The organism is bacterium (genome assembly GCA_021158245.1).
GTDB lineage: Bacteria > Zhuqueibacterota > QNDG01 > QNDG01 > QNDG01 > QNDG01.
In genome coordinates this window covers 1-15,389 of the sequence record JAGGVB010000094.1, presented here as the reverse complement: position 1 = coordinate 15,389, position 15,389 = coordinate 1, and the positions used below count along the sequence as shown (strand labels likewise).

The window sequence follows — 15,389 nt, the reverse complement described above, 5'->3', positions numbered from 1 at the left end:
CGCAAGAAGTTTGATCCTCCTTTATCGGATGAATACATAACCATTAAAGAGACCAGACAAAACAAGGTGGAGGCCCAACGCATTACCAGGGATGGTGAAGTTTTACTTTATTGTAAATCCAACCTGAAGAAGAAAAAAGAACAATCTATGCAAGCCCGGCTCAGAGAAAATTTTGAAGAGCAATTGAAATATCTTTCAAAATCTATCAATAAAAAAGGCTGTACAAAACGCTATGACAAAGTTCTTGAAAAAATTGGGCGGCTGAAAGAAAAGTACAGCTCGATTGCTCGATTTTATAGTATCCATGTCGAAGAGAGAGATGCTTTGGCATCAAGGATTACCTGGAAATATTTGAAAGAACAATCGGACAATCGTTTTTCAGGCAGTTATTTTCTGAGGACTGACCGCCTTGATCTTTCGGAAAAAGAGATATGGGATATCTATATCATGTTGACTGAGGTCGAAGATGCTTTCAGGACTTTGAAAACAGATCTGTTAATGCGTCCTGTTTTTCATCAGAAAGAGGAACGAAGCGACGCCCACATATTTATTACTCTTCTTTCATATCATTTACTTCACAGTATCCGCAGCAGTTTAAAACAAAGCGGTATAAATATAAGTTGGCGCAATATCCGTGATAGAATGTCAACTAGATGCAGAGTAACAAATCGGTTTTTGACTAAAGAAGGACATACACTGTTCATCCGAAAATGTTCGGAACCGGAAAGTTTTCACAAGACTATTTATGATGGGCTAAATTTGAACTATGTTCCGTGTAAAACAAAAAAGTATATGTTGAAAATCTGTAGTGACCCATAAAGGCCCCTGCATGCCGTAAGTGCTATAGAAACAAGTTTGCCCTTTTAAAATTGGGGTGAAGTTGAGTTAAAAATTTCCTGTAAAAATACTGTGAATGCAGTGGATTTATTTTTATATTAACAGGTGCTGTGTCGTGGCTTGTCCCCAGGCTTAAAGCACTGATGTTACTTACGAAGTGATTTATTATGATAAAAAAATATATTATATATTGTAATTTTAGCATACAGCTTAGATCTCTGTGTGCATGTTCATAGAAAAGGAGCGATTCATGAGTAATACATTGGGATTCGATAATAAAAAATATCTCACGCAGCAGCGCGAGGCTATTCTCCAGAGGGTATCGGCATTCGACAACAAGCTGTATCTGGAATTCGGCGGGAAACTGCTGTATGATTATCATGCAGCGCGGGTGCTCCCGGGATTTGACCCCAATGTAAAAATGAAACTGCTTCACACTCTGCGCGAAAACGCTGATATTATCCTCTGTATTTATGCCGGTGATATCGAACGGAAAAAAGTGCGGGCCGATTTCGGCATTACCTATGATTCCGACGCGCTGAAACTCATAGACGACTTGCGGGACTGGGACATAGAGATCAGCGCTGTTGTTATAACCCGGTATGATGACCAGCCTGCTGCAACGGTCTTCAAAAATCGCCTGGCTCACAGGGGCATACGCGTATACACGCATAGGTTTACCAAGGGATACCCGACTGATGTTGAAACTATTGTAAGCGAGGAAGGTTACGGCGCCAATGATTATATCGAAACCAATAAATCACTGGTTGTGGTAACCGGGCCCGGGCCGTGCAGCGGCAAACTGGCAACCTGCCTTTCCCAGCTGTATCATGAGCATACCAGGGGTGTAACAGCAGGATACGCCAAATTTGAAACATTCCCCATATGGAACCTGCCTATCAAACATCCGGTAAATGTGGCGTACGAGGCTGCAACAGCCGATATCAGGGACTATAATGAGATCGACCCGTTTCATCTGGAAGCGTACGGAAAAACAGCGGTCAATTACAACCGTGATGTTGAGATCTTCCCGGTGCTCAAAAGGATTCTGGGCAAAATAACGGGCAAAGAACCGGTGTATAAATCGCCTACTGATATGGGAGTGAACAGAGCCGGTTTCGGCATTGTGAATGATGAGGCAGTGCAGCATGCTGCAAGGCAGGAGATTATACGCAGGTGGTTCAGGTACAGCTGCGAGCATGTGCTGGGATTTGTGGACAAGGGTACGGTAGAGAGGGCAGAGTTACTTATGAAAGAGATGAATCTCCAGCCGTTTGACCGGCTGGTTGTCAAAGAGGCAAGGGACGCGGCAGAAGACGCAAAAGACAATGGAAAAGGCCATGATGGTATCTATTGCGGCGCGGCCCTGGAACTTTCTGACGGTGTAATCATTACAGGCAAGAATTCAGGCCTTATGCACGCGGCGTCCAGCCTTATTCTTAATGTGACCAAGTATCTGGCAGGCATACCTGATGCTATACATGTGCTGGCTCCGACTGTTACAGAATCAATCGGCTCATTCAAACGTGATATTCTTGGGTCCAAGTTCCTCAGCCTTAATGTAGAGGAAACTCTCATAGCCCTTAGCATCAGCGCTACAACAAACCCCACAGCTGAAGCAGCCATGCGTACCATACCCAAAATAAAAGGGTGCGAGGTGCATTTGACGCACATTCCCACACCGGGTGATGAAGGAGGGCTGAGAAAGCTGGGCCTGAATGTAACGAGTGATCCGAATTTTTCCACAAAGAGCCTGTTTGTGAGTTGAGGATGATATCGTAACAATACCATACCGTTTCATAATGCATTTAAACCGGACGTTTTGATTTGTCCGGTTTTTTACAATGTTTTCATTGATTCGATAGCTGTTTTAAATTTATGTATTGATAGAATGATATATGCATATCGTGTTATATTCTACGCGTACAACCAGGCAGGAAACCGCGTAATGAAAGTGGATGATGGCGATTCTACGCTGTATTCCTATGATGCCAATGATCGTCTGCTTGCTGAGAATGAGATTACTTATACTTATGATGATAATGGGAATACCTTGACCAAATCCAGTGCTGCAGTTTCAAAGCCATTGCGGATGTGCTGTGCAGGTTGTTTTGGAAAGGAGTTTATCAAGTAAATTCCGGTTTATTTAAGATAAGAACCAGAAGGGCGTACTGGTGGCTGCTCATTTTGGTTGAACTTGTGTTTGAATTTTGTTATATTGATAAAAACCTGAACTGTTTTTATGGGGTGCTGATATGAAACCAAATCAATTTATCAAAGAGATAGACAAATTGGATTTGTCTGAAAGGCTGATACTTGTTGAAGATATTTGGGATTCAATAGCTCGCAGCAATTCAGAATTACCTTTGCCTGAATGGCAAAAAGTTGAGCTGGACAAAAGATATAAAGAATATAAAAGCGGGAAGTTAACACTTCATGAATGGAGAGAAGTTCATGAAGAACTAAGGGGAAAACATAAGTGAGGCTTCGTTATACACAGAGGGCTAAGCATGACGTAGCGTTTGTATTCGAATGGTACGAAAAGCAGAGGAGAGGACTTGGCTTTGAATTCTTAGATTGTATCGAGATAGCGATAAAAAGTATACTTACCTTTCCTGAAATGTACAAGTTATGTTATTAGAATTTCCGTAGATGTGTAATCAGAAGATTCCCTTTTTCTATTGTACTAAACAGAAAAGCTACAAAAAAATATTTGAGGAAATAACTATGAATAATTTTGATTACTTAGATACCGAAGAAAAAGAATTGGTCGAATCATATGAAAATGACGAATGGCAATATATTGATAATATTGAAGAAGAAAAAAAACTGCATGCACAGTATGCAAAAAATACATCAATAAAAAATAAACGAATAAATATTAGGATAACTGAAAGAGATTATTTAAGTCTAAAAGAAAAATCATATCAAGAAGGTGTCCCATATCAATCTCTTATATCAAATATATTACATAAATATATTAATGGTTCACTATAAATTCGATTGCTCTTTAAAATTTAATAATCAAGTTTTCCCAATAGTCTGCTAACAAAAAAATGCACTGGATGAAAACGCTACCTTCAATTTTCACTTTTCAGTTTGGCCAACGCATGTTACGGGCGTTGAGGATACTCATTTCAATTGGGTGTGGTTCTTTCTTTTAGGTTAATTTTCTTCCGGTGTTCCGTTCGGCTGGCGGTTATTTTTACCGGTGATTTTCACGAACCATTAAAAAGCATCCAGTGTATATGATTCAAGTTGCCGAGAAATTTGAATGTGAGTTTAAGTATTTGGAGGCCGCTGAAAAATATTTGGATATAGCCGATGAATCTTTGGAATATTCAAAGAAAATAAATTATTTCACGAGAGCTGCAAAATGTTTTGAACTAGCCCAACCTTGGAAGTAGTAAATTTAATGATTGCATCTTGTTTCAGGTTTATCGTAATTTAAAAGATGAGTACTATGAAATTATCAAATATTCATAGCGTAAGCCGTTATGACTTCTGATTTGAGGTGAAAATATTAATGAGGTGTTTAAATGAGTGGTCACAATCTGGATTGTATTTTTAAACCAAATAGAATTGCTTTAATTGGAGTTTCAATTAATCCTAACAGCGTAAGTGGAAAAGTTTTATCAAACCTTGTGGGTAGTGGTTTCAGAGGGGTTGTTTATCCAATTAACGAAACCAGTGAAGCAGTCATGGGAATATCATGTTTTCCAAATCTTGAGAGTCTTCCAAGAAAACCCGACCTTGCAGTGATTTGCACTGCTGCCGAACAAGTGCCATCTTGGGTGAGAGCATGTGGTGATGCCAATATTAAAGGCATAATTATTATGTCTGCCGGATTTAAAGAAATTGGTGAAGAAGGTCAAAAATTAGAAGAAGAAATAAAAGAAATAAGAAAACAATATGTAGGAATGAGAATTATTGGACCTAATTGTCTTGGAATTATTGTTCCTACTTTGAATTTGAATTTAAGCTTTGCTCCTACTCTTCCATATAAAGGAAATATTGCTTTCATTTCGCAGTCGGGAGCACTTTGCGCTTCTGTTCTTGATTGGGCAAGAGAAGAAAAAATTGGATTTTCTATTTTTATTTCATTGGGTAATACAATAGATGTCGATTTTGGTGACTTAATTGACTATCTAGGTATTGATGAAAAAACTAATTCTATTATTTTGTATATAGAAGCAGTTATCAATGCAAGGAAGTTTATATCTACTTCTCGAGCATTTGCCCAAACCAAGCCAATCATTGTTTATAAAGCAGGAAGATTTCCTGAATCGGCAGCAGTAGCTGCATCTCACACGGGAGCTCTTGCCGCAGAAGATGACATATATGATGCTGTTTTTCAGCGTACAGCTATTACCCGGGTTTATGATATTGGAGAAATTTTCGATTGTGCTGCTTTAATTGGCAGGAACAAAATTCCGAAAGGTGCCAGATTAGGAATTGTTACCAATGCAGGAGGTCCCGGTGTTATGGCTACGGATGCTTTAATTGCTGCTAACGGAACATTGGCTAAATTATCTGATGAGACGATGAACAAACTTAATGAAAGTCTTCCTCCCATGTGGTCTCACAGAAATCCTGTAGATGTAATAGGCGATGACCGTTATAAAAGATTTGTTAAAGCAACAAAAATTGTTCTGGAGGATAAAAATGTGGATGCAATATTAGTAATCCTAACACCTCAGGCAATGACTAATGTTTCGGCTGCAGCCAGAGCAATTGGCGAATTGCAGAAGACAACATCTAAACCAATACTTGCATCTTGGTTGGGCGGACATTACATGAAAGAAGGAGTGAGAATATTGAATGAATACAATATCGCATCATACAACACTCCGGAGCAAGCCATTAGATCATTTATGACACTTGTTACATATTCACAAAATCTAGAAGCTTTATATGAAACACCAAAGAATATTCCTGTAGAATTTTCATTAAACAGAAAAGAAATTCATAAAGAATTTAATAAAATTATAAAAGACAATTCATCAATTCTTTCTGAGGAACAATCAAAGAAATTATTAAAAGCTTACGGCATTCCTGTGTCAATTCCTCAATCTGCACAAAATATTAATCAAGTAAAATCAATTTCAAATGATATTGGCTATCCTGTTGTTTTTAAAATACTCTCTCCACAAATAACTCATAAATCGGATGTTGGTGGAGTAATATTAAATATTCAAAATGATGAACAGGCAGAGAAAGCTTATAACTCTATGCTCAAAGGGATTTCTGAAAAAATGCCGGATGCAACAATCAAAGGTGTTACTGTTCAATCAATGGTTGAAATATCTGATTCGATAGAGTTGATCTTGGGAATTAAAAGAGATAATGTTTTTGGAACTGTAATTTTGGTTGGAGCCGGTGGAGTAACTGCAGAATTATTTGCCGACCGTTCTCTTGGATTTCCTCCATTGAATGAAAAATTAGCACTAAAAATGCTTAAGGAACTAAAAATATGGCCATTGCTAAATGGATACAGAGGAAGTAAGCCTGTTAATTTGAATAAACTTATTGAAGTAATTATTAGATTATCATATCTTGCAACAGATTATTCTGAAATCAAAGAGTTAGACATTAATCCTCTTCTTGTTTCAAATAATAAAATTATTGCTCTTGACGCCAGAATTGTTATTGATAAATCTATTCCTAAAACACAACAAGAGAAATATTCTCATTTATCAATTGTACCATATCCTGAAGAATATATTTCAAAACCTTTTAAAATTGATGGGAAAAATATAATATTGCGTCCTATCAAACCTGAAGACGAACCTATGTGGTTTGAATTTTTAGCCAACTGCTCTCGAGAATCTATTTATTGCCGTTTTAATTATTTTTTCCAATGGGCTTTTCATGAGGTCGCTGTAAGGTATTGCTATATTGATTATGACCGTGAAATTGCAATAGTTGCTGAAATTATTGAAGATGGACAAAAAAAAATAGTCGGAGTTGGAAGACTTATAGCTGACATTGAACATGAAACAGTAGAATATGCAATACTTATAACTGATAAATGGCAAAATAAGGCATTAGGCAACCATATTACCGATTATTGTATGGAAATCTCAAAAAAATGGGGATTAAAGAGAATTGTTGCTCAAACAACATCAGATAACAACAGAATGATTACCTTATTCAAAAAACGGGGGTTTGATATTTCTCACGATATAAAAACATCAACTGTTTATATTGAAAAAAAAATTAATTGATATATCTACAATTATTTTCCGATTGTGTACATTAAAGTTCGCAACCATCGTACTTTAAAAAAAGCAAAGTCATCGTAAACTCCAATAGTTCTAAACAAACCATAAAAAGGAGGAAACAGATGACTCCCGCATAGCGGGATTAATAACTTTTTCAATCAGAAGGTAGTAGATTTTTTATTTTCAGAAGATCTGATTTATTTGATGTTAAACTGATTATTGAATGAGCTTACGCGTGCCGAATCAGAAACGTTTGTTGGCGCTGTTGCTGGATTAGGGTGGATATTGGTTATGTTGGATTTACTTTCCCCAATATTTTTGTAGTAGGATACGGCCTTGATTTTGGCGGCAGGCATCGGGAGCTTCCTTACATTACTGCGATTTAGCTATGCGGATTCAAGTTTCAGGTTCAAGCAGGCAATTGCTGTATTCAAAGTGTATATTGACAATGGGGTAAAATGATGGCTGCTCTCGAAATGCAAGGTGTTAAAATGCCGACGATAGATTCTCTAATTGCAGCGATTGCTAAAAAAATAATTTTTGTTTTGTGACTATTAATGAATGTGATTTTCAAAATTGTAATATATAAATATTGAATCCTTGGAAAATAATTCGCTGACCTATGCATGAACAGGATTAAACCGATTGTTTGAATTTTCAAATTTAAGTTCAGCCAATAGTTTGTGTGTGGCGTTGATGTACGGCTTTTCTGAGGGGTAATATTATTTCTTTTACTGCTAATTTAAATTGTTTTTACCTATTAGTATCGGTTTGAACTTGCTATATTTTAGTGGACATAGAGTTAAGCACTTTTTATATTATTTGAGAAGGAGGTGTCCACATGACGAAACGCAGACGATGCTATACAAAGGAATTTAAGACAGAAGCGATACATCTTGTTCAATATCAGGTCGGCAATGCTTCAGAGGTTGCCCGTAATTTTGGCATTAAACAGGCTCTTGATGAAATAGGAGTTGAACTGGCGGTGCCGATTGAACGGCAGTACGTGGGGCATGATTGAAATTGAAACAATAAAGAATAAAAGATGAATAATTCATAATAGATAATGGGAAAAAGAAGGGGAAAGAACTATGAAAAGAAATATTTTGGTGATGATTTTAGCAGGTTTTATCATTTCAAGTCTGCCGCTTTTCGGCGACTGGGTTGAGGATTCTCAATTCAAATTTAAAATTAATGTGCCAAATAACTGGCAGAAGAATTCATTTGACGAAGGTACAGACCGGATTCATGCTTTTGTCAGTCCTGATCAGAATCTGGCGATTAGAATACGTGCCTTCAAAGTCAACAGCAACGTGAAAATAGATATTATTGCCAATCTGTTTAAAACTAGTATCCTGGGTGAGTGTGAACAGCTTGCTCTGATGGAGCATAGTGTAAACGGTTATAAGGGAAAGATAGGCGGATATAAGGGTGTTTATAACGGAACCGAAGTGGCGGCCGGTGCCTTTTTTACTATTCAGAATTCCATTGCCTATATTGTCTGGAGTCTGGCGCCGGTTGATATGTTTCAATCCAAAGCCGCGGAATCGGATGCCATCACGGCTACCTTTACCATTATTGCCCGGGCAGAGGCACCCGCTTCGGATAAATCGTCTGTTTCTCTTTCTAATGTTTTTGACGATGAAAATCTCGGCTACAGTATTAATTACCCGGGGGACTGGGTCTGGGTTAAAACAAAACCGCATATAGTTGTTTTCAGCGGCAGGAAGGGTATCCCTGCTTTTTATTCCACCGTAAATATTCAGAATCTCGCCTCGACATTAATGGGGGGTAACTTTAATTCGACAGATGAGGTAATTGCTCATTTTGAAAAACAGTTTAAGGACGGGGCCCAAAATCTTCAGATGACCAATCCGCAGACGTTTACCTTTCAATCTAACAGTAAAAATATTACGGGCAAAGCCTTCCAATTGAGTTATACCCGTCAAAATGAAAATTTTCAGCAGTTAATGGTTATAGTGCCCAGAGCCGACCAAAAAGTTTTTTATGCCTGGATGTATACTGCCCCTGCTGAGGATTATGAGAAATACTATTCTGTTGCCGTTGAGATGCTGAATACCTGGATTTTTAAGTGATCATTTTTTAGTAAAATGTAATAATTAAATGAAAGTAATTTGTAGCGAACCAGACTGACTGATTACTGTCGGTTCTGTATCAAAAGTCTATTTGATGCCCCTGCGTTTGTCATACCTCCCGATGAAATTGTGGGGTATCCATAGGAAAGTGTGGGAGTGTACTTCTCCGCCCCTGGATTCCGGATCAAGTCCGGAATGACACCATTCATACGGTCTTTCCTATTTCCGAGCCGAAGATTTTTCTAATGCAGGGAAAAAACATTTATTTGTGAAGCAAAAAACTATATTTTTCTTCTTTTTTCTTTGCGAACTTTGCGTGCTTTGCGAGAATTTTTGTCATTGCGGACTGCCGACTGTTTTCCCCTTGACTTTTGAGCATAATTTAATTACAATACGTTTAATCTTTTCTTTAATACACTTTTTTAGCACAAATTGTCACACAAAGAAAAGCGTTTCATAGAGGGGAGAGGCAAACCGATATTTCTAATTAATAACGGACTTTGCCGTTGAGAGAAGAGACTATTTATTCTGATTTTAAAATTTTTGGCCGTCCTGCGGAGGGGGAGAAGTGCGTTTGGATGTGGCGGATTGAATGCTGAATGCTGAGTGGGGATAAACAAATCTGAAATCATAAATCGGTGTTCGGAGTTCGATATTCTGGTGTTTTTTTGAATAATGAATATTGATTGGAGATTTAAGGTTTTGGAAGTTAGGAGATAAGAAAGTGAGAGTCAAATACAGTGAAATAGAGGCCGGACGTCTTATTCGGCAGGCAGGAAGAATTTGTAACAGAGCTTAAAGACTGAATTAGAAACATTTCTGATATTAGAAACTTTCCGGAAAATGTTTGATATTGGAAACAATGTTTCTGAATAAAGACATTTATAGATGTGGGTGGGGGGTAGTTAATACTATGTTATGTGTAGAAAGTATATATGAACATAATTTTGTTTATTCTGCTAATATGGAGTGATAAGAAAAATGAATTTATATACTAGTTTTAAGCGAAATAGCAAGATAAATTAAGGAGGTAAATCATGGCTTTTAAGGCATTATTTCTGGCACATGCGCCTGATGCAGATTATGAAAAACATAACAATGTTATTGATACAGGTAAGTATAAACTTTTTACAGTTGTGGTAAAAACTCAAAACGAAGCAATAAAAGTGTCTAAAAGTATCTATAAAAAAGAGAAGATAGATGCTATTATGCTTTGCCCTGGTTTTACACATAATGATGTATCAGAAATATTTCAGGCACTTGAAGGCAAAGTATCTGTCAATGTTTCCAGAGGAGATGGGCCTAGTAATGAAATTTCCCAGCCAGTGATTCAAAGAGAATACTTCAATAAGTAAAATGAGAAGAACACATAACAAATCGTTCCACCTGACATTTTTCCGCTTCGCTCCAAAATGCAGGTGAACTCAATCTACTTGCACAAAAGCAAGAGAAAAATAAATAAAATATGTTTAATTTGTTCTTTGAAAAACTGTTATTGAGGCTGGTCTAGTATGTACCTTCCCGACACTCAATGCGCACCTCTCCTGTTCGAGTCTCTTGAAAACTGTTGGATGGAATGTCCCGCTTGCTATGCTCTTTGACTCAAACTTACTTCCTTGTTCCGATATTTCGGAGTCACTAATTTTCTGATCCGGTCCAAAAGAGCGCGGGACGGGTGATTCATCGTTATATGGTATAAATAATGAAAAATATATGTAATAAAATTTCAAAAAACTTAAAGAAAACATTCTCGCTCAGAGAGGTGTTCTTCACCTCGCCGTGATGGCCGAAGGTGATAAACACCTCCGGCAGTGTGAAAGCAAAAAGACGAAGGTAGCTGTTTTGAAAAAAAATTTGACACTTCTTGGCTTATGTATCGGTATTGTGGCTATAACTGTACTGATGTGTTCATGCAACAATAGCCACATGGATAACGAAAGTGAGAGCAAACAGTTTAACAATATTAAACGAAAAGTAAGTGGCCGAATTATTCTTGCCATAGGGGATTCGAATGGCGTTATAAACGGCGGCTGGCCAAAAGCTCTTGCGGCGATATTAAAAGAGGACAGCGTATTCAATCATTCAGAATGCGGACGCACGATTGGTTTTGACAATTGCGGCAGACTGTCCTGGAATACACTGAGAAATATAAAATCTTATTTAGAGTGGGGACTAAAACGCAGCCATCAAAAACCCATTGATGAAGTCATCATCCTTTTGGGAACGAATGACAGCAAAGCCTGTTTCGAAAAGGAAAAAGACAGAGTCGCACCTAATCTCATCAAGCTCATCGAAAAAATCCGAGATTTTGATAATTCTGATGATCCTTCTCCGCACATTACGATTGTCTCACCACCACCATATGCTCCGGATTCTCTGGTTGCAAAAAAAGCGATTGGCGGAGATTATAGTGTACGTTTGCTCATACCCCAATTTCGTGATGTGGCCCTCCAATATCACTGCGCTTATGTCAACATTTACCCATTGATTCAATCCGTATTTTCAGATGTGGTGATGGATCACGTGCATTTAAATCGGAAAGGACATGCCATTGTTGCCGAGGCCATAGCAGAGGTGCTGAACGATTGGGAAGCTCCGAAGCCACCTTCGGGTTTGTCACACAACGAAAACACACTTTCCTGGAACCCGTCCGTAAGCAGTGATGTAATCGGGTATGAAGTAATCAGCAGGGATAGAATTATCAAGGCTGTTGCTGCAACAAAAGTCAAGCTGCCACATGACATTACCAATATCGCTGTACGCGCGCGTGATGGTTATGGAAATGTGAGCATTGCTGTTAAACCATAGGAATAATATGCACAATACACATTTTATAAATCTGATTTTAACGGATTGTATGCAAGGGAGATAGTAAAAAGGTAACTCGTTTACATTGTGAATACTTTGAAAGTGGTGCAGTAAGGAGTTATGACTGTGATTCTGGGGAATATAATACCCCTGAATGTATTTGACTGTCCATAATTAAAGAATGGTAATTTCATAAATGTAAAAACTCTATGCTGCTGATTGGGAATTATTTATCAGCAGTAGTGAGTGTAAAAACATCCATCTCCATTGTAAACGTAAATAATATGTTATATTAGATATCCGATAACCCTCTCTCACTCAAATACATTTCCGGCATTCAACAGGCCATCAGGATCAAATATTTTTTTAACTTCCCTCATCTGCTCAATTCCTTCTTCTCCGTAGAGTATTTCCAGAAATTCCCGTTTCAGCTTACCGATTCCGTGTTCTGCAGATACGGTTCCTTTGAGATCAACTGCTTTTTGTGCAAATTTTTTATAAATTTCTTTACCCATCCTGTACTCGTCCATATCTTTGGGAAGAATGTTTACGTGGAGGTGGTTATCGCCTATGTGCCCGAAAATAACATACTCAAGTCCGGCACTGTCCAGCTCTGATCTGTAGTATTCAAGAATTGTTTCAAGGTCATTGTCAGGAACTGCCATGTCAGTACCGAGTTTTGTAAGCTCAGGGAAGGATTTTCTGCGTTCTCCTATAATCTGATTTACAGCTTCGGGCAAAGCGTGCCTGAATGCTTTGATTCGTTCAATCTCGTTTGGCTCTGTTGCAGTCCATGCAGTATCTTCACTGCTGCCTGATGACTCCAATAGTTCAACAGCACTTAATGCAGTATCTTCAAATGTTTCTTCTGTGAATGCCCATTCTGCATATACTGCAAATTTAGCTTCTTCGGGAAGAGCTGGAATAGGGGAGTCGGGGCCTGATTCTTCCCTGTGCTTTCGCAGAAGATTGAGAGAATGGTCGTCAAAATATTCCAAAGAGAGAGGCTTTTCAGCAGCAGGATTGTCTGTTTCTCCTCTTGCTTTTCTGACAAAACCCGCAGCATCTGCTTCTGATTTGAAGAATGCAACTATACCAAGTATCTCTCCGGGATCAGGAACAAGGCGCAGCGTAACTTCGGATATTACTCCGAGAGTACCTTCACATCCGATAAAAAGGTCAATCAGATCCATTGACTGCTCTGCATAAAAGCCTGCTGCATTTTTTACATTCGGCATTTTGTAATGGGGAATTTTTCCCTCACGCCTTATACCGTCAGGAAGTTCAAGAATAAAGGAGCCGTTGTCAAGTGCGGTTTTTTTCCCCCGTGTAAGAGAAATTATACTGCCATCTTCAAGTACTGCTCTGAGAGAGTAAACAAAGCTCCTTGTGGGCCCGTATTTAAAAGACCGGGCGCCGGAAGCATTGCACGCAACGGTTCCGCCTACTGTAGCGCTTAATTCCGTAGGATCCGGAGCATAGATGAATTTTCCCGAAGCTTTAAATTTTTTTAGAATGTCAAGACTTTCTGGAGTCCAGTTCTCTGTTCCCGGGAAATCTGCATTTGCGACAGCCTTTTTTAAATCTGCAAGAACCACTCCGGGCTGGCATCTAATGTAAAAAATGTTGTTTTTTTCATCGTACTCCATACCGAGAATTTTATTCATCTTATCAAATGATATCACTATACCGCTGTCAGGAACTGCTCCGCCTGTTATTCCTGTGCGCGCTCCGGAAAAAGTGATTTTAAGATTTTCCTTTTTACAAAAAGATAGAATTGCAGATAGTTCTTCCTCGTTTTGCGGGAATGCAATACCGTCCATTGTGCCCTGCATGCGGGACTCGTCAGTTGTGTAGTCCTGGTATTCAGTGTTAATATCCTTTGTTCTTATAATTAAATCACTGCCGTTTATTTTGTTTTCAATGTGTTCTGCATGAATAACATTGGACATTTGCACTGTCCCTCCGCTTTAAATCAGGATTGTATTTTTAATAATAATGATAAGTAAATTATAGTGATTTGAGAAATTACAAACAAGGGAAATATTGGTTTTATAAGCCACGAATACTTCGACACCGCTCAGTACAAGTTGCACTAATTTTTTATTCATGAATTCGTGGCATATTTTCTTAACTCTCCAAAATCAGTTTTAATATATCCGGTGATTTCTCTGCAAAGCTGTTCATTTATTTTCCTTCAACATTTTTTTTATTTCTCTGTCAAAATCACTTTCAAAAAGTCTGTCTTGTGTTATACGGTATTTTTCAAATTCACTTTCGGCTTTATTTTTAGCAATTTCAGCCGTTATTTTACCGGCATCTTTTAAGACAGCTCTATCATCATACTCTAAAAAGAGGTCAAGGCGTTTTGCCCAGTCTTCCATAGTCATTGGTATTTGTCTTTTAGCTCGTTCTTCAGCAAGGTCCAAATAAGCATTCACAATCCTACCTAGTGATTCTAATTCCTCTTTTGTCAGATAGTTTTTGGCAACAGTAACATCGGTTTTTAAAATTTTACCGTCAGGAGAATTTTTCCAACTTGTTAAGCCCATTTTATCTTGATTGCTGTCGGCTCGTTTGTAAATAAGTTCTGCTGCAGTGTGTCCGTGAATACCGTAGTGTAGTTTATTTTGGACTTTTGCAAAAAACTCTTTTGTCGTTTTTGCATCTTTATCATAATCAAGACTTGTTGCATAAATATCAGTGATTTTTTGATAAAATTTACGCTCGGAAAGGCGTATTTCTCTTATTTCGGACAGTAGCTCTTCGAAATAGTTTTCATTAAAATAAGAACCGTTTTCAAGTCGTTTTTTGTCAAGCACAAAGCCTTTTATAGCAAACTCCTTTAATACCTTTGTAGCCCATTGTCTGAATTGAGTTGCCCTTATGGAATTTACTCTATAACCGACTGAAATAATGGCATCGAGATTGTAAAAGTCCACATTTCTTGATACTTGGCGTTTACCTTCGGTTTGAACTATTAGGAATTTCCTAATAGTTGCCGTTCTTTTAAGTTCGCCGCTTTTATAAATATTTTTAAGATGTTCATTAATTGTTGCAACATGAACATTAAACAGTTTTGCAATAAGTTTTTGAGTAAGCCAGAGATTTTCATCTTCAATACGGACTTCTATGCCATTTTCTCCGGCTTGGGATGTAAATATCAAAAATTCTGCTGTGCTGTTTCTTATGGTTAATTTGTTTTTAGACATTGTCTAACTCCAATATTTTTGCCATGAATGCACGAATGAGTTTGCTTCTTACTTGACATTTTGTTTATCATAATTAATTTAGTTTTGAACTTGCTATATTTTAGTGGACATAGAGTTAAGCACTTTTTATATTATGGAAGAAGGAGGTGTCCACATGACAAAGAGAGCGCGTCGTATTTATACTAAAGAGTTCAAATTGGAATCAATTCAAT

At 37.9% G+C, this 15,389-nt stretch carries 12 protein-coding genes and 1 pseudogene; 11 read left to right on the top strand and 2 right to left on the bottom strand.

The features are described from left to right. The 11 genes and pseudogenes from J7K93_05785 to J7K93_05735 form a co-directional block, all read left to right on the top strand. The coding region (locus J7K93_05785) for a transposase (protein ID MCD6116504.1) at positions 1-819 on the top strand (819 nt) is incomplete at its 5' end. Positions 820-1,087: 268 nt separating this feature from the next. Beyond that, positions 1,088-2,605, top strand: a complete 1,518-nt coding sequence (locus J7K93_05780; GenBank protein ID MCD6116503.1) for a DUF1846 domain-containing protein — start codon at positions 1,088-1,090, stop codon at positions 2,603-2,605. Between the two features lie 180 nt (positions 2,606-2,785). Continuing rightward, on the top strand, positions 2,786-2,971 hold the full coding sequence (locus J7K93_05775) for a hypothetical protein (protein ID MCD6116502.1): 186 nt from the start codon (positions 2,786-2,788) through the stop codon (positions 2,969-2,971). Positions 2,972-3,092: 121 nt separating this feature from the next. Further along, a complete protein-coding gene (locus tag J7K93_05770; protein MCD6116501.1) occupies positions 3,093-3,320 on the top strand; it encodes an addiction module protein in 228 nt (75 codons plus the stop codon). A gap of 244 nt (positions 3,321-3,564) precedes the next feature. Then, a complete protein-coding gene (locus tag J7K93_05765) occupies positions 3,565-3,834 on the top strand; it encodes an antitoxin (protein MCD6116500.1) in 270 nt (89 codons plus the stop codon). 542 nt (positions 3,835-4,376) lie between these two features. Then, the gene (locus J7K93_05760) at positions 4,377-7,064 is read left to right on the top strand and encodes a bifunctional acetate--CoA ligase family protein/GNAT family N-acetyltransferase (protein MCD6116499.1); all 2,688 of its coding nucleotides are present in this window, start codon (positions 4,377-4,379) and stop codon (positions 7,062-7,064) included. 275 nt (positions 7,065-7,339) lie between these two features. Further along, a pseudogene (locus J7K93_05755) lies at positions 7,340-7,447 on the top strand (hypoxanthine phosphoribosyltransferase). Positions 7,448-7,902: 455 nt separating this feature from the next. Next, positions 7,903-8,082 (top strand): transposase, encoded by a 180-nt coding sequence (locus J7K93_05750; GenBank protein ID MCD6116498.1) that lies wholly within the window; start codon positions 7,903-7,905, stop codon positions 8,080-8,082. A gap of 70 nt (positions 8,083-8,152) precedes the next feature. After that, positions 8,153-9,157: a hypothetical protein gene (locus tag J7K93_05745; protein ID MCD6116497.1), complete on the top strand. Its 1,005-nt coding sequence runs from the start codon at positions 8,153-8,155 to the stop codon at positions 9,155-9,157. A 1,037-nt stretch (positions 9,158-10,194) separates the two neighbouring features. Then, a complete protein-coding gene (locus J7K93_05740; GenBank protein ID MCD6116496.1) occupies positions 10,195-10,512 on the top strand; it encodes a hypothetical protein in 318 nt (105 codons plus the stop codon). Between the two features lie 424 nt (positions 10,513-10,936). Then, entirely contained in the window at positions 10,937-11,965 is a 1,029-nt protein-coding gene (locus J7K93_05735; GenBank protein MCD6116495.1) for a hypothetical protein, read from the top strand. Between the two features lie 314 nt (positions 11,966-12,279). Here J7K93_05735 and J7K93_05730 read toward each other — a convergent pair whose 3' ends face one another. Both J7K93_05730 and J7K93_05725 read right to left on the bottom strand, forming a co-directional pair. Next, entirely contained in the window at positions 12,280-13,917 is a 1,638-nt protein-coding gene (locus J7K93_05730) for an FAD-binding oxidoreductase (GenBank protein MCD6116494.1), read from the bottom strand. A 231-nt stretch (positions 13,918-14,148) separates the two neighbouring features. Continuing rightward, the gene (locus J7K93_05725) at positions 14,149-15,177 is read right to left on the bottom strand and encodes a virulence RhuM family protein (GenBank protein ID MCD6116493.1); all 1,029 of its coding nucleotides are present in this window, start codon (positions 15,175-15,177) and stop codon (positions 14,149-14,151) included. Positions 15,178-15,389: the final 212 nt, after the last annotated feature.

Bases quoted from the DNA above. Each gene is read 5' to 3' on its own strand.
- J7K93_05780 (MCD6116503.1), top strand. From the start codon at position 1,088: ATGAGTAATACATTGGGATTCGATAATAAAAAATATCTCACGCAGCAG.
- J7K93_05775 (MCD6116502.1), top strand. From the start codon at position 2,786: ATGAAAGTGGATGATGGCGATTCTACGCTGTATTCCTATGATGCCAAT.
- J7K93_05770 (MCD6116501.1), top strand. From the start codon at position 3,093: ATGAAACCAAATCAATTTATCAAAGAGATAGACAAATTGGATTTGTCT.
- J7K93_05765 (MCD6116500.1), top strand. From the start codon at position 3,565: ATGAATAATTTTGATTACTTAGATACCGAAGAAAAAGAATTGGTCGAA.
- J7K93_05760 (MCD6116499.1), top strand. From the start codon at position 4,377: ATGAGTGGTCACAATCTGGATTGTATTTTTAAACCAAATAGAATTGCT.
- J7K93_05750 (MCD6116498.1), top strand. From the start codon at position 7,903: ATGACGAAACGCAGACGATGCTATACAAAGGAATTTAAGACAGAAGCG.
- J7K93_05745 (MCD6116497.1), top strand. From the start codon at position 8,153: ATGAAAAGAAATATTTTGGTGATGATTTTAGCAGGTTTTATCATTTCA.
- J7K93_05740 (MCD6116496.1), top strand. From the start codon at position 10,195: ATGGCTTTTAAGGCATTATTTCTGGCACATGCGCCTGATGCAGATTAT.
- J7K93_05730 (MCD6116494.1), bottom strand. From the start codon at position 13,917: ATGTCCAATGTTATTCATGCAGAACACATTGAAAACAAAATAAACGGC.
- J7K93_05725 (MCD6116493.1), bottom strand. From the start codon at position 15,177: ATGTCTAAAAACAAATTAACCATAAGAAACAGCACAGCAGAATTTTTG.